The organism is Brucella sp. TWI432, assembly GCF_039674445.1.
GTDB lineage: Bacteria > Pseudomonadota > Alphaproteobacteria > Rhizobiales > Rhizobiaceae > Brucella > Brucella chromiisoli.
Genome location: NZ_JBDJNL010000005.1, coordinates 36,921 through 57,328 on the forward strand (window position 1 = coordinate 36,921; position 20,408 = coordinate 57,328).

Genomic DNA, 20,408 nt, shown 5'->3' on the forward strand with positions numbered 1-20,408 from the left:
TATGGCCAATCTGTTACGCAAACCCAATGGCAAGCATGGTAAAGTACACGACATCACGCCGGAAAGCGCCCATTGGGGCTATGTCGGTTTTGGCCTCTATCGTCTGAAAGCAGGTGAAACCGCAAGCGAGAAAACCGGCGACCGGGAAGTCATTCTGGTGCTGGTCGAAGGCAAGGCAAGGCTCAAAGCATCTGGAGAAGATTTCGGCGAAATGGGCGAGCGGATGAGCGTGTTTGAAAAACTCGCTCCGCATTGTCTTTATGTGCCCGCTGAAAGCGACTGGGATGCGTTAGCAACAACCGATTGCGTGCTTGCTGTTTGCACCGCACCCGGCAAACCGGGCCGCAAGGCGCAAAAACTCGGACCGGAAGGGCTGACATTCGATACGCGTGGACACGGTGCGAATACCCGCAACATCTTCAACATTGCCATGGAAGGCCGGGATGTCGCCGACAGCCTTCTGGTAACGGAAGTCTTCACACCACAGGGCAACTGGTCATCCTACCCACCGCATCGACATGATGAAGATAACTTCCCGGATATGACCTATCTGGAAGAAACCTATTATCATCGCCTCAACCCATCGCAGGGTTATGGTATTCAGCGGGTCTTCACCGAAGATGGCAGTCTCGATGAAACCATGGCCGTTTCTGACGGCGATGTCGTTCTGGTGCCAAAGGGGCATCACCCATGCGGCGCGCCCTATGGTTATGAGATGTATTATCTCAACGTCATGGCCGGTCCCATCCGCAAATGGCGATTTAAAAACCACCCTGATCACGACTGGATTTATAAGCGCGATAACCCATCAACATAAAGATAAGCCCCGGATTTCCGGGGCTTGTTTTTTTTAAAGCTGTGCAACCTTTTTAAGATCATTCACAGCACCCGGTGCTGCAACAAAAACCTTGCTACCCTTGGTCAGTTGCTCCCCTTCCGTTGGGAATGGATGCGCATAGCCGCCTGCTTCGCGGACGAGGCAAAAACCCGCCATACAATCCCAAGCGTGCATGTATGGCTCGTAATAACCCACCAAGCGGCCTGCTGCCACATAGGCAATCATCAGTGCACCAGAGCCATTACGGATGAATGTACCGCCTGCTTCAAGCAGATCTTCCACAATTTTCGCAACAACCTGCGGCGTTACGTAATTATTGGCGCCAATGCCCGTCACCGCGTTGCGAATTGTACGCGTTTCATCAAGCACAAGCTTTTTGCCATTAAGCGTTGCACCCTGCCCCTTGGCGGATGCGTAAAGCTCGTCAAAGCATGGCGCCTGAATAACACCGATCACCGGCTCGCCATCTTTCAGCACGGCAATGGAAACGCACCAGTTCGGCATTCCGTTGACAAAAGGGCTGGTGCCATCAATGGGATCAACCACCCATGTATAGCCTGAGCTGCCCACATGCAGCCCATACTCCTCGCCCAAAAAGCCATCGTCGCTGAAAGCTGCCGATACACGTTCATTGATCAACTGCTCGACATTGCGGTCAGCGATGGACACCACATCCTGCGGATCACGCTTGGTTTCAATCACCAGCGTCTCGCGACGATTGAAGTAATCAAGTGCCAGTGCACCTGCCTCGCGCGCAATGTCCTGCGCAAGCTTAAACCGTGCTTCAAGCTCTTTTGAAATGTCTGATGTCATGCTTGGTTTCCAGTCCGAGGGAATAAAGGCGCATGGTTCATGCGCCTACTGATTGATGATGGCAAGGCCGCGCGGCTTGAAATGGATCGCCACCTCCGTTTGTGGCGGAAGCGCTTCTTCCACAGCCGGATCGACGATGAAAAGCTTGCCGTGTTCGGTCTCGATTTCATATTCGATATGATCACCGAGATAGGCGGAATGCGCGACGCGTCCCGGGAAATCTCCGCCGCTCTGAGCCTGCAGGCTCACCGCATTTGGGCGAACCGCCAGCTGTGCTGGTCCCAGCCTTGCATGTGATGACGCAAGACGATGACTGAGCTTTCCGATACGAATGACAGCTTCTCCATTTTCTGCGCTGACGACTTCACAGGGCACGACGTTGGCCTCGCCCATGAAGTCTGCGATGAAGGCAGATGCGGGAGACTCATAAAGATCCCGCGGACTGCCTTGCTGCGCTATATCGCCGTCTTTCATGACAATAATTGTATCGGACACAGCCAAAGCTTCGTCCTGATCATGGGTGACATAAACTGCTGTAAAACCAAGCCGTTGCTGGAGTTCCCTGATTTCAGTTCTCACGCGGCGGCGCAGACGCGCATCAAGATTGGAAAGCGGCTCATCAAGCAGCAGCACCTGCGGCTCCAGCACCAGCGCGCGGGCCACGGCTACACGCTGTTGTTGCCCGCCAGAAAGCTCGGCCGGAAGGCGATGCCCCATACCGGCAAGGCCAACGAGCTTCAGCCCTTCCTCGGCCCGCTCACGCGCCTCCTTCTTCTTTAATCCGGAAGATTCAAGTCCGTAAGCGACGTTATCGAGCGAACTCATGTGTGGAAACAGCGCATAGGACTGAAACACCATGGACACATCCCGCTCATTGGCGGGTAGCATGGTTACATCCTTGCCACCGATCAGAATGCGGCCCGATGTCGGATGCTCCAGCCCTGCCAGAAGGCGCAGGGTCGTGGTTTTACCGCAACCCGAAGGGCCAAGCAGCGTGACAAGCGTACCGGGTTCAACCGTCAGCGACAGATCGGGTAAAGCGGTAAAGTTGCCGAACTTCTTGGTTATGTTTTGAAAGGTCACGGAGCCGGGACGGATCGTGGTCATACGGCTTTCTCCTGTTGAACGGTTTTGATCAGCTTAAGCGTGGCAACACGGTTTTCACGCCGCAACCGGCGCTCGCCGACAAGAAGCTGGAAGGTTGCGATGACCACAACCATCACGACGATCAAGGCTGATGAATAAGCGATCGCCACACCGAATTCGCCATTTTCGACGAGACCGACGATATAAGAGGTCGCCATGTTGTATTCCGCCGAAACAAGGAAGATCACGGCACTGATTGATGTGATCGCACGCACGAAGGAATAGACCAGAGCCGCAGTAATCGCCGGACGCAGAAGCGGCAGGATCACCTTGCGGATGGTGCGGAAACTGCCTGCACGCAGCGTGAGCGATGCTTCATCAAGGCTTTTGTCGAGCTGGCTCATGGCCGCGATACCACCGCGCACGCCAACCGGCATATTGCGGAACACGAAGCAGGCAATCAGGATCAGCGCCGTGCCGGTCATTTCAAGCGGCGGCAGGTTGAAGGCCATGATGTAGCTGACACCAATGACCGTACCCGGAATGGCAAAACTCAGCATCAGTGCAAACTCAAACACGTTGCGCCCAAAGAAGCGTTGTCGCACGATCAGATAGGCAGTGAGCAGACCGACTGCGGCGGTAAGCGGTGCCGAGATCAGCGATATTTCCATCGTCGTCCAGAACGAGTTCCAGGCAACACCCGTCCATGCAAATCCGCTATCCGTCCATGCAACCGAAAAAGCACGACGATAATGATCGAATGTCAACGAATTATCGAGACCCCACGTGCGCACGAACCCGCCAATCAGGATCATCAGGTACACAACGACGGTGAAGACCATCCATGGAATAACAAGGGCATAGACACCGACCTTCAACCCATGTGGCAAGCCCGCATGCATGCCGGAATCGCCCTTGCCGGTAACGGTTGCAAAGTTTTTGCCGGACAGCCACAGACGCTGAATGAGGAAGGCAGACAGCGTGAAGCAGAGCAGCACAATCGCCAGAACGGCAGCACGCGATGGATCGTTTTGCGCACCCACTACGGCAAAGAATATCTCGGTCGAAAGCACGCCGTGGCTGCCACCCAGAACCATCGGATTGCCGAAATCGGCCATGCTTTCGATGAAGGAAATCAGAAACGCATTGGCAAGCCCCGGCGCCATCAATGGCAACGACACTCTGTTAAAGGTGCGCCAGCGATCAGCACGCAAGGTTTGCGATGCCTCTTCCATGGAAGGTGACACGCCTTCGACCACACCAATCAGAACCAGAAAGGTGATCGGCGTGAAGGATAGCACCTGCGCGATCCATATCCCTGTAAGACCATAAAGCCAGCGGCCAGGCTCAACACCAAACAGGTTGGAAATCTGTTCCGTCACCACGCCAGCGCGACCGAAAAGCAGGATCAACGCCAGACCAATAACAAAGGGTGGCGTAATGATCGGCAGTACCGTGAGAATACGCAGCCCTTTCTTGAACGGAAAGCCCGTGCGCGTTGCAACAAGCGCGAAAGCCAGCCCCAGAAGAGTTGCCCCGGACGCGGTCATCAATGCCAGCCAGAGCGTGCGCCATGCAACACCACAACGGCCTTCACCAATCACACAGGCAAGGCTCCAAATTGAAGAATCCTGAATATTGGCAATGAAGCCATCCGGATTGAATGACCCGTCAAAATCCTGCACGGACGCGCTGAACATGCTGAAAATCGGATAAAACACGAAGACGCTGACAAGTGCGACCAGCAAGGTGATGGAGGAGACAACAAATGCGTCCCCTTTCATCACCCCACGTTCAGCAAGACTGAACGAAAAAATCAGAAGAAAGCATAGGCCAGTCAGCACGGCACCCGCGCCAAAAGCTGGTTGTCCTTCAGCAAGCTGGCCCAACAGGTTTTCACTTATGGCCCAGTTCCAGCCAGTAAAGCCGATTGCCAATCCCTGAATGGCCAGAAAACCGACGCCAAGCAGACTGGCAACGATCAAAACCATTGTGCGCCTTTCAGCAGGCACTGCAAAACGCGCAAAAGCACACACCAGCATCAGCACTGCAAGAACAGCGAGCCACAACCGATTATATGCAAAAATCTGGAGAATAGCTGGAGCGAGATCAGCTTCGCTGAATAATCCTTCTACCCAACTAAAGGAAAAAAAGCCTTGTTCGACGCGATACCATGGCAGAATGAGGAACGCGACCAAAGCCAGCGCCAGAACCACATCAAGCCTGCGATTATGCTGTTTCATGATTTATCCGCTTTCCTGCTTCGGGCATTGCCGCAAAGTGGATGCAATTATCCGCCTCCCGCCAGCATAATGGCGAGAGCGCTATAACGGAGAGTGGGGCTATGCCTTAATTGGCCTTTGCACCAATTTCCTTGTCCCAGCGGTCCAGAATTTCCTTACGCTTGGCTGGCTCACCATAGGTTTTGAAATCATAGTCGATGAGCTTGATATCCTCGAAGCGCGGCGACTCTTTTGGAACTTCGGCGTTCTTGTTCGATGGAAGCTGGAAGGATTTTGCATCCTTCATCTTCGACTGCACTTCGGCGCTCAGCGCCCAGTCATACCATTTCTTGGCATTGTCGAGATTTCTGGCACCTTTGATGATCGACATGGAGCCGATTTCATAGCCAGTGCCTTCACACGGCGCGATGGACTTGATCGGGAAGCCTTCGGCAGTCATCGCAACCGCATCATGCATGAACACAATGCCGATCCCATTTTCACCACGCGCAGCCGACTTTACGGGCGCTGAACCCGACTTGGTGTATTGCGAAACATTGGCATTGAGCTTTGCCATATAATCAAAAGCTTTATCCTCGCCCATCAACTGAACAAGCGTGGCCAGCGCAGTATAGGCCGTGCCGGAAGAGTTCGGATTGGCCATCTGGATTTCGCCCTTATAGGACGGATCAAGCAGGTCGGCCCAGCAAAGTGGCTCTTTCAGGCCCTTCTTGCTCAGAAGTTCGGTATTATAGCCCCAGCCGAGCGCACCGGCATAAACGCCAACGGTACGAAAACCAGAGCTTTCCGCCTGTTTCTTTGCCCAATCCTGTAATTCGTCGAGCTTTGGCGATTTATATTCAAGCGTCAGACCTTCAGAAGCAGCCTGTAAATGCGGATCACCGGTGCCGGCCCACCAGATATCGGTCTTCGGATTGCGCGCCTCAGCACGCACCTTGGCATAGGTTTCCCCGGAAGACAGGCGAACCATATTCACCTTGATACCGGTGTCTTTTTCAAATGTGTTCTTCATCAGCTCACAGATGACCACATCTGCCGAACAGATGAGGTTAAGATTGCCCGAAGCAAGAGCCGGAAATGCAAATGAAGAAACGCCAGCGGCAAACGCCGCAACCATAAGTGCCGAACGCATCATATTCCTCCCTTTAGAGCGCGTTCGATATGATTGCATCAGATCTGCGCTCTAACTCCACTTGTTATGCAGCGCCTCCACGCTGTAGCTTTTTGCAAGCCTGTGCACAGTCTTTGCCTTTTAAACCACTGTGTCAATGTCGTTTGTAAATTTTATTCTGAAAATTATAAAAACAATCCAATAATTCCATTCTAACAAGCCATCTACTGTTATTTTAAACAAAAAGGCGGCCCGAAGGCCGCCTCTTGCGCGTGATCAAAATATGCTGTCAACCAATCGCCATCAGGCTCGCATTGCCGCCTGCGGCTGTTGTGTTAATGGAGGTCGAAACCTCTTCAAGCAGCCAGTTCAGGCAGTAGCAGTCTGCATTTTGCGCAAGCTGTGCAGTGTTTGCTGCCTGTGTCAAAACCAATGGTCCGGGCAATGCTGCCAGCTTTTTGTTAATGTCGATCAGGCGTTCGCCCTCTCCTTCAACAAGCGCTCCTGCAAAAGGTGCATCTGCCTGCCAGTCCTTTGTCCAGACAACACGCGCAGCGACACTTGCAGGCAAGTCTTTCAGAACATTGCGCAGGCCCGAAGTCTCATCGATGACAGCCTCATTGCCTGTAGCCAGTGCTGCGGTCAGCTGACGATAAAGGCCGGATTCGGTCCGCGGAGCCAGAAGAATGCGTCCACGTGGATGCAACGCATAGAGGTTACGTTCACCGACCGGCCCCGGAAGCTCGATATTCAGACCCAGTGCGGAAGCACTGCCGGTTTCACGAGCGGCCTGCGCCAGTTCGTTCATGCCGCGATTGCCAAGCCACTTTGCGAAATCGTTGAGTGCTGCATCGCTGTGAACCGAAGCCATGCGCGGCGGGATTGGCGCTGTTTCAACAAGGCGACCGAGATAGAGAGGACCGCCAGCCTTCGGGCCCGTGCCGGACAGACCACGGCCACCGAAAGGCTGGACGCCTACAATCGCACCGATAACGTTGCGATTGATATAAACATTGCCGACGCGGATGCGATCAGAAACGTGAGCGATAGTTTCATCAAGACGCGTATGCAGACCGAAGGTAAGACCATAGCCGGTTGCGTTGATGTCATCGATCAAACGATCCATGTCATCACGCTTGTAGCGCACCACATGAAGAACCGGGCCAAACACTTCACGCTTCAGATCGCGCAGACTGTCGATCTCGACGATGGTCGGGGCAACGAAGGTGCCCTTGTCCGTTTCCGGCCCAAGCGGCAGCTGCTCCACCTTGCGGCCCATATCGCGCATCGTCTGAACGTGCTTTTCGATGATGTCCTTGGCTTCCGCCGTGATAACAGCGCCAATATCCACTTTCAGCTTGTCAGTGCGGCCGATGGACAGTTCTTTGAGCGCGCCCTTGAGCATGGTCAGGATGCGGTCCGCAACATCTTCCTGCAGGCAAAGAACGCGCAGAGCCGAACAACGCTGACCGGCGCTGTCGAAAGCTGAAGCGATCACGTCGAACACAACCTGCTCGGCAAGAGCGGACGAATCCACGATCATGGCATTCTGGCCGCCTGTTTCCGCAATCAGCGGGATCGGCTTGCCATTTGGCAGCAGGCGCGAGGCAAGTTGCGCCTGAATGAGACGAGCAACTTCGGTGGAGCCGGTGAACATCACGCCACAGGTTTCCTGTGCTGCAACAAGGGCTGCACCAATGCGACCATCACCCGGCAAAAGTTGCAAAGCATCAACTGGAATGCCAGCTTCGTGCAGAATGCGAACGCCCTGCGCTGCGATCAGCGGAGTTTCTTCAGCAGGCTTTGCCAGAACCGGATTGCCGGCAACAAGGGCTGCCGCAATCTGTCCGGTAAAGATTGCCAGCGGGAAGTTCCACGGGCTGATACAGACAATCGGGCCAAGCGGCTTGTGCGCAACGCCCAGTGTGCGGCGGGTCTGTTCGGCATAATAACGCAGGAAGTCGATGGCTTCGCGTACTTCTGCAATCGCGTTTGGCATGGACTTGCCAGCTTCACGCATAATCAAACCAAGCAGTTCCGGCATTTCACGCTGCATGATGTCGCTCGCGCGATCAAGACAGGCCGCACGATCAGCGGGCGAAACTTTGGACCAGCTTGCAACTGCCTTCTCAGCCGCCTTCATTGCTTGCGCAACATCGTCGGCGGCGATTTCCGTAACCGTACCCACGACATCCGCATGATCGCCGGGATTAAGAACCGGACGGCATTCACCTTTGACCTTGGCACCCGCAACCTGCGGTTCCGCAGTCCAGACGCGCGTAGCATTGGCTTTGAGCGTTTCGCTCAGTTCCGCCAGCTGCTCTTCATTGGAAAGGTCGAAACCTGCCGAGTTTTTGCGAATGCCATAAAGGTCTTGTGGCAGGTTAATCTGGTCGTGATGCGCACCGACCACGGCCATCGAACGAACGACTTCCGCAGGATCGGCAATCAATTCATCAACCGACACGCTCTTGTCGCCAATGCGATTGACGAAGGAAGAGTTCGCACCGTTTTCGAGCAAACGACGGACCAGATAGGCCAGCAGCGTTTCATGCGTACCAACCGGCGCATAAATGCGAGCTGGACGCCCCAGCTTCGATGCACCGACAACTTCGTCATAAAGCGGCTCGCCCATGCCATGCAGGCACTGGAATTCATAAGAGCCGGTTTGGAAATCCGGGCCTGCCAGATGATAGATCGTGGCAAGCGTCTGCGCATTATGTGTTGCAAACTGCGGGAAGATCACATCACGGGCGCCAAGCAATTTGCGGGCGCAAGCAATGTAGGAAACGTCGGTATGAACCTTGCGGGTGTAAACCGGGAAATCTTCAAGGCCATCAACCTGCGCGCGCTTGATTTCGGCATCCCAGTAAGCGCCCTTGACGAGACGAACCATGACGCGACGATTGTTGCGACGGGCAAGATCGATAATGAAATCAAGCACAAACGGGCAGCGCTTGCCATAGGCCTGCACCACGAAGCCGATGCCTTCCCAATCAGCCAGATCAGGATCTTCAATCAGGCTCTGCAGAAGATCGAGCGAAAGCTCCAGACGGTCTGCTTCTTCAGCATCGATGTTGAGGCCGATATTGTACTTCTTGGAAAGGGCTGCGAGCGCCTTCACCTTTGGAAGTAACTCATCCATGACGCGTTCGCTCTGCGCGCGCGCATAACGCGGGTGCAGTGCTGAAAGCTTGATCGAAATGCCGGGACCATCATAAATGCCGCGACCTGCGGAAGCGCGACCGATCGCGTGGATCGCAGTCTCGTAATCCTTGTAATAACGTTCTGCGTCGGCAGCAGTCGTGGCTGCTTCACCGAGCATGTCGTAGGAATAACGGAACCCGCGTTCTTCCAGCGTTTTTGCGCGCTTCAGTGCCTCATCAATAGTTTCACCAGTCACAAACTGTTCGCCCATCATGCGCATGGCCATATCCACGCCGCGACGGATGACTGGCTCGCCACAACGGGCGATCAGGCGTGTGAGAGCTGCCGAAAGACCGCTATCATTGACGGTGTTGGTAAGCTTTCCGGTGACAACAAGGCCCCATGTCGCAGCATTGACGAACAGCGAACGACCACCGCCAACATGCGACTTCCAATCGCCGTTTGAAATCTTGTCGCGGATCAGCGCATCACGCGTTGCCATATCCGGAATACGCAGCAGCGCTTCAGCAAGGCACATCAGCGCCACGCCTTCCTGGCTCGACAGTGAATATTCATGCACCAGCCCCTCAACGCCTGTGCCCTTGTGCTTGGCACGAAGCGCTTCGATAAGCTTGCGCGCTGTTTCGCGAACCTGCTTAACCGTTTCCTCAGGCAGGGCCGCCTGCTGAACCAGCGCAGACACGCATTCAGCCTCAGGCCGGCGATAGGCATCGGTGATGACCTTGCGCAAAGGTGTCTGCTCGCGGATTGGCGGCGCGAAGCTCTGGAAAACAGGAGTGGTATGAGCGGATAGTTTATCAGTCATGGTGCAATGCTCGCAACAACAGGCTCTCGCCCAGTTTAACTATGCTTTTATGTGATCGCACACTATCATCGGCGCAAATTGCATTCTGTCTTCATTTGATCCATATGAAGGAAATTCAGTCTTATTATTATAACGAAAAGAGGCAAAATGAATGCGAAAAATAGATTCTGTAGACGATCTGGATCAGTTCGATCGGCGCATTCTTGAGGTCTTGAGCGACGATGGTCGCATTGCCATGACCGAGTTGTCAAAAAAAGTCGGCCTGTCAAAGACACCATGTCAGGCACGTGTCAAACGGCTGGTCGATGAAGGCTATATTATCGGGTTTCGCGCAGCCATTGATCCCGAAAAACTTGGCCTTGATCATATTGCTTTCACGACGGTCAAACTATCGGACACACGCGAGAGCGCACTTACCGCCTTCAATGTTGCCGTGCGCAAAATACGTGAAGTTGAAGAATGCCACATGATTGCAAGTTCATTCGACTATCTGTTGAAAGTGCGAACGCCCAACATCCGGCGTTATCGCGAGGTGCTGGGCGAAAAGATTTCCAGCCTGCCGAATGTGGCAAGCACGTCCACTTTTGTGGTTATGGAGTCGGTCAAAGACAATCGCCCGGTTAGAGTCTATCCGGGCGCATTGTAAAACAATACTTTTTTCACGATCTGATTTTTTTATTAAAAATGGCGGGCAATGCCCGCCATTTTCCGAGCAGCACGGAAGCCTTAGTTCAGGCCAAGCGTCCCGCGCAAGGTCGAAAGGTCTTCTGCAAGCGTGGTAATGGCGCCAGCCATAACTTTGCGGTCTTCCTCAGTCAGCTTGTCGTATAATTCGTAGCCATCGCCCTTCTTGTATTTCGCAAGAATGTCGTTGACAGTTTTGAAGTTTGCGTCCGACTTTTTCAAAAGCTCAGGATTTTCTTTTTCGATCAACGGACGGAACAGTTCAACGATTTTCTGGGAACCATCAACATTGGCCTGGAAATCCCAGATGTCCGTATGGCTATAACGGTCTTCTTCACCTGAAATCTTGGTTGCAGCGACTTCTTCCATCAAGGCTGCAGCGCCACCGACAACCTTTTCAGGAGGGAAGGTCATGTCCTTGATGCGCTTCTGAAGCTCAACAACATCTGCGTAGAGCTTATCCGCGATTGGCGCCAAGCCTTCGGTTGAGTTTTGCGCGAACAAGCCATATTCCAGACGATGGAAACCGGTAAAATCGTCCGACTTTTCCGCATCTTCATGATCATCAGCGCGGCTGTCAATTGACGCATCAAGATCGGCAAAAAGCTCTGCAATCGGTTCGATCTTTTCATAGGAAACGCGCGAGGATGGATAAAGCTCTTTCGCCTTTGCAAGATCGCCAGCCTTGATTGCGTCGGTGAAAGCCTTTGTGTCCTTCACGAGCACATCAAGATTATCCTGAACATAAATCTTATAGTCAGCGATTGGCTGAACGAGATCGAGTGGGGAAACTTCGGCCTTTGCAGCACCAAAGCTGAGAGACAGAGCGACGACACAAGCCGACGCGAGCAATGGCAGACGATATTTCATATTTACCTCTCCGTGGTGATAAGACCTTCACCCGCGCGCATTCTGCGGCCCACTCGCCTGCAGGAGTGCGCGTGCGTAAAAGTCATCCTGATTTTTCACGCCGGGTAGCGTGAAGAAATAACCGCCGCCGATCGGCTTGATATACTCTTCCAGAGGCTCGCCATCGAGGCGCTTCTGGACAGTGATAAAGCCCTTTTCCAAATCAGCCTGATAAGCAATGAACAGCAGCCCCATATCAAGCTGGCCAGACTTCGTAACACCATTGGAATAGTTGAACGGACGGCGCAAAATAAGATGTTGTTCGGCATTGGCATCGCGTGGATTGGCCAGCCGAATATGCGCATCCATCGGCGTAACCTTGCCCTCTGGGTCTTTTGAATAATCAGGCACATCAGCTTCGGTTTTACCATCAAACGGTGCACCGCTATCTTTTTCGCGCCCGAAAATAGTCTGTTGCTCCTGCAACGGAGTGCGATCCCAGCGCTCGACAAAGTTGCGAATGATACGCACCGCCATATAGCTGCCATTTGCCGCCCATTCCGGCTCACCTTTATCGGGTTGTATCCAGACAATGCGATCCATAAGCGTTTTGTCAGCGGCATCGGGATTGGCAGAACCATCGCGGAAACCGAGGAAATTGCGCGCGCTTTCCTTGGCTTTTGGAGAATGCGGCGGCTGCACAGGAACAGAGCCTTCCTGTTTCCAGCGAACCATCAGAAGATCAGGCATGTTCTTCATGATATCGCGCAGCGCATGGATGTTGGTGTCTGCGGTGTTCGAGCAGAACTGGATTACCAGATCGCCATGGCAGAGATCTTTTTGCAAGGCGTCATTGGGAAAGCCCGTCATGCGCTGCAAGTGCTTTGGCTTGAACGGCTTCAGCCCAAAACGATCATCAAAGAGCGAATTCCCCAAGCCCACGGTGATCGTGAGGTTATCTGGTGTAACCGTTGGCCCGAGAATGCCGGAATCAGCAGGCGGGAATTTCGGATCAAGCACTGGTGGCTTGCCCCCCTTCATGAGAAAGGCTGCGCGCTCTGTTAAGAGCTTGAACATGCGTTCAAGGTCTGCGCGGTCACGCGCCAGAACATCGAACGCAGCTACGAGGCCTGTTGCCGGACGCGGCGTCACAATGCCGGGCTGATGCATACCATAAAACGGCTGGCTCTCCTGCAACTTGTCGCTTTCAGGCGCGTTGGTTACGCTCTCTGAAGAAAGTGAATTGTTGGAAGAGCGTGCATGAGCCACTTGCGATGCAAGCACGCTTGCAACCCCCGTAGCACCGGCACCGAGTAAAATTGCACGGCGTTCTGGCGATGCTACGCTGTCTTTTTTAACATTCTCGTTCTTGAAAAATTTCTTGGACATTAATCCACTCCAAGTTGATCGCGGAGTTTTGAAAACTGGTCGGCGAGAGCCATCGCGCCGTCCTTGATTTTCGCCTTCTCATCACTGGAAAGCGTGTTATATGCCTTGCCATTCTGAGCGCTAAGCAGCGCCTTCACGACAGACACCTGAGCATCAATCCCTTCAAATGCCTTGGGATCGACTTTGACGACGATCGGACGCAACACGTCCGCTGTCTTGGCTGCGCCTTCAACAAGACCTGCAAATACCTGCAAATCTGTATGTGCGTAACGATCATCGCCTGCATCCGCAGCGGTGGACGCAAAGCGATTGAGCGCCGATGACGTGCCCGCCAGCATTCGGTCAGGCGAAATACGCAACGCACGAATGCGATCCTTCAGGCCAGCCGCGTCTTCTACCAATTTATTGGCAACGGGCTGCAAACCTTCCAGCGATTTTTGTTCAAACAGTCCATATTCGATACGATGCAGGCCACCAAAGGCAGGGTCCTGCTCACGCTTTTCAAAGAAATCAGCGCGCGCATTGATTGCTGTATCAAGATCAGAGAAAGCTTCTGAAACTGGAGCGATACGTGCGTAAGCCTCGCGTGCTGGTGCATAAGCGGCCTGTGCAGCTTCGATATTGCCGTTAGAAATGGCATCGGAAAGCGTTGCAACGGCCTTCTGGAATTCGACAACTTCGGTTGCAAGATAAATCTGATACTCAGCCAGTGCACCGAGGAATGCCGTCAACGGCAACTTGCCTTTTTCAGCTTCGCTGCTTGCCGATGGCGTTACGATCAGCTTGCCGCGCGGGTTGGAAAGAAGGCCACAAGTAATCTGATATTCGCCCGGCGAAAGCTTCGCTGACAGTGTTTGTTTGAAGCCCGGCGCGATATTCTCCCGCTCTTCGAGCACCATGACACCATCAAGAATTTCCCACTCAACCGAGCGGTCCGACTTGTTGACGATTTCAAAAACCGTACGCCCTGCAGGAACTGTCAACTCATTTGGATCGCAGCTTTTCGCATTGACCACGATCTGCACTTTGCCATCGCCATCTGCATGGCGCGATTTATCTGAAACGCGCGAGGCGTAATAGAAAGCAGCACCCGCCGCCAACACCAGAACAATGGCCAGCACCAGCACCACGCGCGCAAGGTTGCGCGAGAATGGTGCAGTAGATTTCGGGCTTTTCGGCTGGGTCATAAAAAATCTCTTCGATTAAGCTGCGTTCTTGGCGGCAGCACTTTGCGCAGGTGCGGAAGGCGGCATCAGGAAAATTATGAGCGCAGGCACAAGGAACCCGACATAGGCAACCACTTCGCTGATCGTCGGTGTCGCGATATAGCCAAAGATACCGGCCAGAACCGAGCCAAGGGTGCTATCAAGTGGCAGGATTTCGCTCATATCGAATACGACCGTCTGGAAGTGGTTCCAGATGCCGGCTTCATGAAGCGCCATGACGGAGTTAGCCAGAATGCCCGCTGCAATGACCAGGATGAAAACACCGGTCCAGCGGAAAAAGCGCCGCAAATTGAGTTTGAGGCCACCACGGTAAATGCCGTAGCCAACAAACGCTGCCAGAACCACACCCAACAGCGCACCAAGCGGCGCTTCGCCGCCTTCGCTCTGCTGGAATGCAGCAAGCAGAAAGAAGACAGATTCAAGCCCTTCGCGCGCCACAGCAAAAAACACCATCAGAATAAGACCGAAGCCCTTATGTGTCGGCGTTTCAAAAGCTGCATCGATAGAATGATGCAGCTCAGCCTTGATGGAACGGGCAGCCTTGCGCATCCAGAAAACCATGGAAGTCAGCACGAAAACAGCAATAAGCCCAATGATAGCCTCAAAAAGCTCCTGTGCCTTTTGCGGGAATTCTGCGCTGATAAGCTGGAGAATTGCGCCGACAGCCAGCGATAAAGCGATTGCCAGCAGGACACCGATCCAGACAACGGGCATCCATGCGCTGCGCCCTGTCTGATGCAGGTAGCTTGCGATGATACCAACGATCAGCGCTGCTTCCACGCCTTCACGGAACATAATGAGAAATGGTACGAGCATTCAAATTTATCCAAAAGACAGAGTTGTCAACCTGCCCCTCAATTAACTCTCTTAAAACCGGCAGAAGCCTTCCTTTATTTGTCATCTTTTTATATCCATGCCATCAGTACTGCAAGCAAAATGAACTTGACCCACATAGGAATGTTTTAGAATTATTCTAACCATTTCAAAAGCTTATAGAGTTAATAATAAGAGAATGATCACATTCTGCCTAGTTTGAGGGAGCCTGAATAAGCTCTTGAAAAGACTAAAAACTATGGCTTTTACAGATGCGAAATGATCGATAAAAACGCAGCCAGCGCGCCAGATGATCTCTACACGGCCTCTGTTCATGACTTGAGTGTGATCCGGATTCTTCATTCGCATTGATGCCAATGTGCTTACGATATATCTTGCAGACATGAAGTGCTGAAAATCCTTGCCAGAACTTTTGGGCGCAATTTCTGAGTCGCAACGTACCGGCGACGGAACAGGTGATTGTTTCGATTTGGAGCACTCTCGTGGCAGAAATGGCCACTAATATTGACCAATCATCGCCTAAAAATTGTTGAACAATCAAAAAGTTTCAGAATTTTCCGAAATGGTCAAAAATTTCGTCATTTAGGGCTTGAAGAATAGTGTCAACGGGTCCATATGACAGGTGCTTACCGCTTGCGCCTCCTCCCATTGCGCGCGGTAAGTGTTCCCCTCTGGAGGTTTGCCTTTATGGCACCTTCATAACTTAGCCGGACTTTTTAGTCCGGCTCTTTTTTTGCCTAAATTTCAGTAAGTTAGAACAAAAATAAAAAGCGCCACGTTCCCGCAGCGCTTTTTATGATCATGCATAGTGTTCTTGAAAAATGATTGAATGGGAACGGAGTTCTCATCATCATTCCGGCACTCAAAAGCCATTTCCTGTTCTTTTGCTTATAAACAATTCCAACAGGAAGAACCGGAAATTTTATCTCAAACGGAGCGATAGAGTACCGCTCCGTTCCCTCGCTTAACAAAGTGTTACTAGCCGTAAGACGCAACGGGTGGGCAAGAACAGATAAGATTTCTGTCACCCCCCACATTGTCAACGCGACTGACCGGCGGCCAATATTTTGCTGTCGTGTCAAAGTCGCCACCCAGCGCACTTGCCGGGAACACGGCTTCCTCACGCGTGTAGGGATGTGTCCAATCTGACGCCAGTGTATCGCGTGCCGTGTGCGGTGCGTTGACTAGTGGATTATCATCCTTCGGCCAGACACCATCGGCAACTTTTTTCGCCTCACCTGCAATGGCAATCATCGCATCGCAAAGACGGTCGATTTCCGACTTTGGCTCAGACTCGGTCGGTTCAATCATCAGCGTTCCGGCAACCGGCCATGACATGGTCGGTGCGTGGAAACCATAGTCGATGAGGCGCTTGGCAACATCTTCCACGGTGACGCCTGCACTGTCTTTGAGCACGCGCGTATCCACGATGCACTCATGCGCCACACGATCATGCGCGCCAGTATAAAGGATCGGATAAGCGTCCTTCAGACGATGCGCGATGTAGTTGGCGTTGAGGATTGCAGCCTCGGTTGCCTTCTTGAGACCGTTACCGCCCATCATGCGGATATACATCCACGTAATGACCAGAATGGATGCACTGCCAAACGGTGCTGCGGAAACAGCGTGCTTGGAACCCAGATCAACATGCCCTGGCAGATAAGGCACCAGATGCTTGGCCACACCAATTGGACCGACACCCGGACCACCGCCGCCATGTGGAATGCAGAAGGTCTTGTGCAGGTTCATGTGGCAGACGTCTGCGCCAATGTCGCAAGGACGCGCAAGGCCAACGAGTGCATTGAGGTTTGCACCGTCGAAATAGACCTGACCGCCATTGTCATGGACAATCTCGCAGAAAGCCTTGATGCCTTCTTCGAACACGCCATAGGTCGACGGATAGGTGATCATGAAGGCCGCGAGATTATCGCGATGCTTCTCAGCCTTGGCTTTCAGATCATCAATGTCGATATCGCCATCCGGACGGCAATTGACGACCACAACGCTCATGCCAGCCATCGATGCGCTGGCAGGATTGGTGCCATGTGCAGAGGATGGAATAAGGCAGATGTTGCGATGACCTTCGCCGCGTGCCTGGTGATAGTGGCGGATTGCGAGAAGACCCGCATATTCGCCCTGACTGCCAGCATTTGGTTGTAGCGATACGCCTGCAAAGCCGGTGACTTCGCAAAGCCATGCTTCGACATCCGAGGTCATCTTGGCATAGCCGGTCGTCTGCGCGGCAGGTGCGAACGGATGCAGATTGGCAACCGTGTTCCAGCTCACCGGCATCATTTCTGCTGCCGCATTGAGCTTCATGGTGCAGGAGCCAAGCGGGATCATCGCACGATCAAGCGCCAGATCCTTATCGGCCAGACGACGCAGGAAGCGCATCATCTCGGTTTCGGAGCGGTGCGAATGGAACACGTCCTGCGTCAGGAAGCCGTCACCGCGTCCTTTACCCGGAACCAGCAGATCGTCGTTGCCAACTGGCTTTGCACCAAACAAAATGGCGAGTGCTGCAAGATCGTCTTCGGTCGAGGTTTCATCAAAGGTCACACCAACCGTATCCGTATCGATGATGCGGATCAGACGACCACCTTTATCGGCTTCTTCGGCAATGTTTGCGGCTTTGCCCGGAACTTTGATCGTAACCGTGTCGAACAGGCTGTCGCCTGCAATTTCGACACCCGCAGCCTTGAGGCCCGTTGCAAAACGCGACGCAAGAGTAGCAACGCGCGTTGCAATGGCTTGAAGACCTGTCGGGCCGTGCCAGATGGCAAAGGCTGCTGCCATATTGGCGAGCAGCGCCTGCGCGGTGCAGATGTTGGAAGTCGCCTTGTCGCGGCGGATATGCTGCTCGCGGGTCTGGAGTGCCAGACGATAAGCGGCACGGCCATGCGCATCGACCGACTGGCCGACAATACGGCCCGGAATGATACGCGTCAGCGGCTCGGATACTGCGAGATATGCAGCATGTGGACCACCAAAGCCCATTGGAACGCCAAAGCGCTGCATGGAGCCGACAGCCATGTCAGCGCCCCACTTGGCAGGGGCTTCCAGAATGGTCAACGCCAACGGATCAGCAACAGCGATGACCAAAGCGCCCTTGGCCTTGGCATCGGCAATGACAGCAGTGAAGTCGCCATAAACACCGCGCGTATCCGGCCATGGGATGACGACCGCAGCGGTGTTATCATCGACAACACTTCCGGCTTCAACCTGCCAGCCAAGTGGCTCCGCGCGGGTGTTGATCACATCCACGCTCTGCGGATGCAGATCGCCTGCAAGCAGAACCCGCTCACGCTTGTCGCGATGATGACGAATGGCAACGCCCACAGCTTCAGCAATGGCTGTCGCTTCATCCAAGAGCGAAGCGCAGGCAACCGGAAGACCGGTTAACTCGGCAACAAGCGTCTGAAAGTGAAACAGAAGCTCCAGACGGCCCTGGCTGATTTCCGACTGATAAGGCGTGTAAGCCGTGTACCAGGCTGGATTTTCAAACAGGTTGCGCTGAATGACAGGTGGTGTCTGCACACCATGATAGCCCGCACCGATGAAGCTTTTCTTCACCACATTGCGGCCCATGATTTCATTAAGCTCCGCAAGGGCTGCGTGTTCGCTCAAAGCTGCCGGCAGATCAAGCGCACGGTTCAGGCGGATGGATGCCGGAACAGCCTGCGTAATCAGTGTTTCCATGGAAGGAAGGCCGAGCGCTGCAAGCATTGCACGCTCGTCTTCCACACGTGGCCCGATATGACGGGCAACAAAGGGTAGAACAGTTACCGTCATTTTTTTATCCTACGAGTTTGTCATAACCGGCCTTGTCGAGAAGCCCCGAAAGCTGGCCTTCATCGGAAAGCTTAAGTTTGAACAGCCAGCCATCGCCTTCTGCAGCTTGATTAACGAGAGCCGGGTCACTTGAAACGGCTTCGTTCACTTCAACGACTTCACCATCGACCGGTGCATAGACGTCGGAAGCGGCCTTGACCGATTCAACAACGACGATGCTCTCGCCCTTGGAAACAGTGCGACCGATTTCCGGCAGATCGACGAATACGAGGTCGCCCAGCTGCTCCTGTGCGTGGATCGTGATGCCGACAGTGGCAACGCCACCTTCGACGCTGATCCACTCATGATCTTCGGTGAACAGGATATTGGCCATGGAAATCATCCTTTGCGATAGCGATGCGGTGTGAAGGGAAGTGCATGAACATCAACGGGAACCTTGTTACCGCGGACATCAGCAAAAATGCGGGTACCAGGCACTGCGAGGCTTGCCTCGACATAACCCATGGCAACCGGAAAACCTACGGATGGGCCGAAGCCACCCGATGTAACAGTACCGATCTGAAAGCCGGATTCGTCAAAAAGTTCTGCGCCGCCACGTACTGGCTGGCGGCCTTCCGGCTTAAGGCCAACGCGCTTGGCGGTTGCACCCTTGGCAATCGCGTCAAGCACGGCTTTGGCACCATGGAAGGCAGCCTTGTCACGCACAGGCTTGCTAATCGCCCATGTGAGACCAGCCGAAACTGGATCGGTTTCTGGGGTAATATCCTGACCATGCAGGCAAAGGCCGGCTTCAAGACGCAAACTGTCGCGAGCGGCAAGGCCAATCCATTCGACGCGTTCGTCAGCCAGAAGCTTGGTTGCAAGCGCACGCGCCTCATCGGCAGGCAAGCCAATTTCAAAACCGTCTTCGCCGGTATAGCCCGAACGGGTCATGAACCAGTTAGGATTGGGTTCAAAGCCGCTCATAAAACCGAGTTCTGCGCCTTTAAGACCGGCATCATTAATCACGCTTTCGGCTTCCGGCCCCTGAATGGCCAGAAAAACGCGATCCAGCGGATTGACCGTTACATCCTTGCCAGATGCCGCTTCATTGAGGTGTTCAATATCAGCGCTCGCATTGCCGGCATTGGCAACAACCATGAACCGGTCCTCACCCAGACGCGTGACAATAAGATCGTCAAGAACGCCGCCCTTTTCATTGAGGAAGAACGTATATTTCGACTGGCCGGTTTTCAAAACCGAAGGATCAAGCGGACAAGTTTGCGCAATAAGCGCAATTGCGTCTGCGCCCGAAACTTCAATCAGCTTCATATGAGAAATATCGAAAAGGCCGACATGCTCACGCGTGTGAAGATGTTCCTTCATAACGCCAAGCGGATAAGTGATCGGCATATTCCAGCCAGCAAAACCGCCAAAGCGTGCGCCAGCTTCCTCATGCAGATCCTGCAAAGGCAGGGTATTCAAGTGTGCGGTATCGCCCATAACAACTCCAGAGTCGCACGTATGCCTCCGCGAAATGCGGTTGCTTCGTGCCCCTCTGTCTCAAGCCTGAGAGACTCGCATAGCTATA

The 20,408-nt window shown here is 53.5% G+C and carries 14 protein-coding genes; 2 read left to right on the forward strand and 12 right to left on the reverse strand.

The window, feature by feature from the left end; all coding sequences use genetic code 11:
- Nucleotide 1: 1 nt before the first annotated feature.
- Nucleotides 2-817, forward strand: coding sequence for a 5-deoxy-glucuronate isomerase (gene iolB, locus ABE527_RS09870; protein ID WP_499696809.1), 816 nt, complete (start codon nucleotides 2-4; stop codon nucleotides 815-817).
- Between the two features lie 33 nt (nucleotides 818-850).
- Here the strand turns inward: iolB and ABE527_RS09875 are convergent, their stop codons facing one another.
- The 5 genes from ABE527_RS09875 to putA form a co-directional block, all read right to left on the reverse strand.
- A complete protein-coding gene (locus ABE527_RS09875) occupies nucleotides 851-1,651 on the reverse strand; it encodes an inositol monophosphatase family protein (protein WP_499696810.1) in 801 nt (266 codons plus the stop codon).
- 45 nt (nucleotides 1,652-1,696) lie between these two features.
- Nucleotides 1,697-2,758 carry an ABC transporter ATP-binding protein gene (locus ABE527_RS09880; protein WP_265984309.1) on the reverse strand — a complete coding sequence of 354 codons (1,062 nt, stop codon included), beginning with the start codon at nucleotides 2,756-2,758 and terminating at the stop codon, nucleotides 1,697-1,699.
- Nucleotides 2,755-4,980 (reverse strand): ABC transporter permease, encoded by a 2,226-nt coding sequence (locus ABE527_RS09885; protein WP_499696811.1) that lies wholly within the window; start codon nucleotides 4,978-4,980, stop codon nucleotides 2,755-2,757. The genes ABE527_RS09880 and ABE527_RS09885 overlap by 4 nt, the downstream gene beginning before the upstream one ends.
- Before the next feature lie 106 nt (nucleotides 4,981-5,086).
- Complete coding sequence (locus ABE527_RS09890) at nucleotides 5,087-6,112, reverse strand: ABC transporter substrate-binding protein (protein ID WP_265984311.1); 1,026 nt, start codon at nucleotides 6,110-6,112, stop codon at nucleotides 5,087-5,089.
- Nucleotides 6,113-6,380: 268 nt separating this feature from the next.
- Nucleotides 6,381-10,064, reverse strand: coding sequence for a trifunctional transcriptional regulator/proline dehydrogenase/L-glutamate gamma-semialdehyde dehydrogenase (putA, locus tag ABE527_RS09895; protein WP_499696812.1), 3,684 nt, complete (start codon nucleotides 10,062-10,064; stop codon nucleotides 6,381-6,383).
- Between the two features lie 151 nt (nucleotides 10,065-10,215).
- On the opposite strand from putA, the gene ABE527_RS09900 reads away from it, so the two are divergent.
- Nucleotides 10,216-10,710 carry an Lrp/AsnC family transcriptional regulator gene (locus ABE527_RS09900; RefSeq protein ID WP_265984313.1) on the forward strand — a complete coding sequence of 165 codons (495 nt, stop codon included), beginning with the start codon at nucleotides 10,216-10,218 and terminating at the stop codon, nucleotides 10,708-10,710.
- An 80-nt stretch (nucleotides 10,711-10,790) separates the two neighbouring features.
- Here ABE527_RS09900 and efeO (ABE527_RS09905) read toward each other — a convergent pair whose 3' ends face one another.
- The 7 genes from efeO (ABE527_RS09905) to gcvT form a co-directional block, all read right to left on the reverse strand.
- The gene (efeO, locus tag ABE527_RS09905) at nucleotides 10,791-11,618 is read right to left on the reverse strand and encodes an iron uptake system protein EfeO (RefSeq protein ID WP_265984326.1); all 828 of its coding nucleotides are present in this window, start codon (nucleotides 11,616-11,618) and stop codon (nucleotides 10,791-10,793) included.
- Between the two features lie 27 nt (nucleotides 11,619-11,645).
- Nucleotides 11,646-12,986: an iron uptake transporter deferrochelatase/peroxidase subunit gene (efeB, locus tag ABE527_RS09910; RefSeq protein WP_499696813.1), complete on the reverse strand. Its 1,341-nt coding sequence runs from the start codon at nucleotides 12,984-12,986 to the stop codon at nucleotides 11,646-11,648.
- Nucleotides 12,986-14,173: an iron uptake system protein EfeO gene (efeO, locus tag ABE527_RS09915; RefSeq protein ID WP_499696814.1), complete on the reverse strand. Its 1,188-nt coding sequence runs from the start codon at nucleotides 14,171-14,173 to the stop codon at nucleotides 12,986-12,988. The genes efeB and efeO (ABE527_RS09915) overlap by 1 nt, the downstream gene beginning before the upstream one ends.
- 15 nt (nucleotides 14,174-14,188) lie before the next feature.
- Nucleotides 14,189-15,028: an iron uptake transporter permease EfeU gene (gene efeU, locus ABE527_RS09920; protein ID WP_265984330.1), complete on the reverse strand. Its 840-nt coding sequence runs from the start codon at nucleotides 15,026-15,028 to the stop codon at nucleotides 14,189-14,191.
- Nucleotides 15,029-16,024: 996 nt separating this feature from the next.
- Entirely contained in the window at nucleotides 16,025-18,838 is a 2,814-nt protein-coding gene (gene gcvP / locus ABE527_RS09925) for an aminomethyl-transferring glycine dehydrogenase (protein ID WP_499696815.1), read from the reverse strand.
- A 4-nt stretch (nucleotides 18,839-18,842) separates the two neighbouring features.
- The gene (gene gcvH / locus ABE527_RS09930; protein ID WP_265984333.1) at nucleotides 18,843-19,211 is read right to left on the reverse strand and encodes a glycine cleavage system protein GcvH; all 369 of its coding nucleotides are present in this window, start codon (nucleotides 19,209-19,211) and stop codon (nucleotides 18,843-18,845) included.
- A gap of 5 nt (nucleotides 19,212-19,216) precedes the next feature.
- A complete protein-coding gene (gcvT, locus tag ABE527_RS09935) occupies nucleotides 19,217-20,320 on the reverse strand; it encodes a glycine cleavage system aminomethyltransferase GcvT (RefSeq protein WP_499696816.1) in 1,104 nt (367 codons plus the stop codon).
- Between the last annotated feature and the right edge of the window lie 88 nt (nucleotides 20,321-20,408).

Bases quoted from the DNA above. Each gene is read 5' to 3' on its own strand.
- iolB (WP_499696809.1), top strand. From the start codon at position 2: ATGGCCAATCTGTTACGCAAACCCAATGGCAAGCATGGTAAAGTACAC.
- ABE527_RS09875 (WP_499696810.1), bottom strand. From the start codon at position 1,651: ATGACATCAGACATTTCAAAAGAGCTTGAAGCACGGTTTAAGCTTGCG.
- ABE527_RS09880 (WP_265984309.1), bottom strand. From the start codon at position 2,758: ATGACCACGATCCGTCCCGGCTCCGTGACCTTTCAAAACATAACCAAG.
- ABE527_RS09885 (WP_499696811.1), bottom strand. From the start codon at position 4,980: ATGAAACAGCATAATCGCAGGCTTGATGTGGTTCTGGCGCTGGCTTTG.
- ABE527_RS09890 (WP_265984311.1), bottom strand. From the start codon at position 6,112: ATGCGTTCGGCACTTATGGTTGCGGCGTTTGCCGCTGGCGTTTCTTCA.
- putA (WP_499696812.1), bottom strand. From the start codon at position 10,064: ATGACTGATAAACTATCCGCTCATACCACTCCTGTTTTCCAGAGCTTC.
- ABE527_RS09900 (WP_265984313.1), top strand. From the start codon at position 10,216: ATGCGAAAAATAGATTCTGTAGACGATCTGGATCAGTTCGATCGGCGC.
- efeO (WP_265984326.1), bottom strand. From the start codon at position 11,618: ATGAAATATCGTCTGCCATTGCTCGCGTCGGCTTGTGTCGTCGCTCTG.
- efeB (WP_499696813.1), bottom strand. From the start codon at position 12,986: ATGTCCAAGAAATTTTTCAAGAACGAGAATGTTAAAAAAGACAGCGTA.
- efeO (WP_499696814.1), bottom strand. From the start codon at position 14,173: ATGACCCAGCCGAAAAGCCCGAAATCTACTGCACCATTCTCGCGCAAC.
- efeU (WP_265984330.1), bottom strand. From the start codon at position 15,028: ATGCTCGTACCATTTCTCATTATGTTCCGTGAAGGCGTGGAAGCAGCG.
- gcvP (WP_499696815.1), bottom strand. From the start codon at position 18,838: ATGACGGTAACTGTTCTACCCTTTGTTGCCCGTCATATCGGGCCACGT.
- gcvH (WP_265984333.1), bottom strand. From the start codon at position 19,211: ATGGCCAATATCCTGTTCACCGAAGATCATGAGTGGATCAGCGTCGAA.
- gcvT (WP_499696816.1), bottom strand. From the start codon at position 20,320: ATGGGCGATACCGCACACTTGAATACCCTGCCTTTGCAGGATCTGCAT.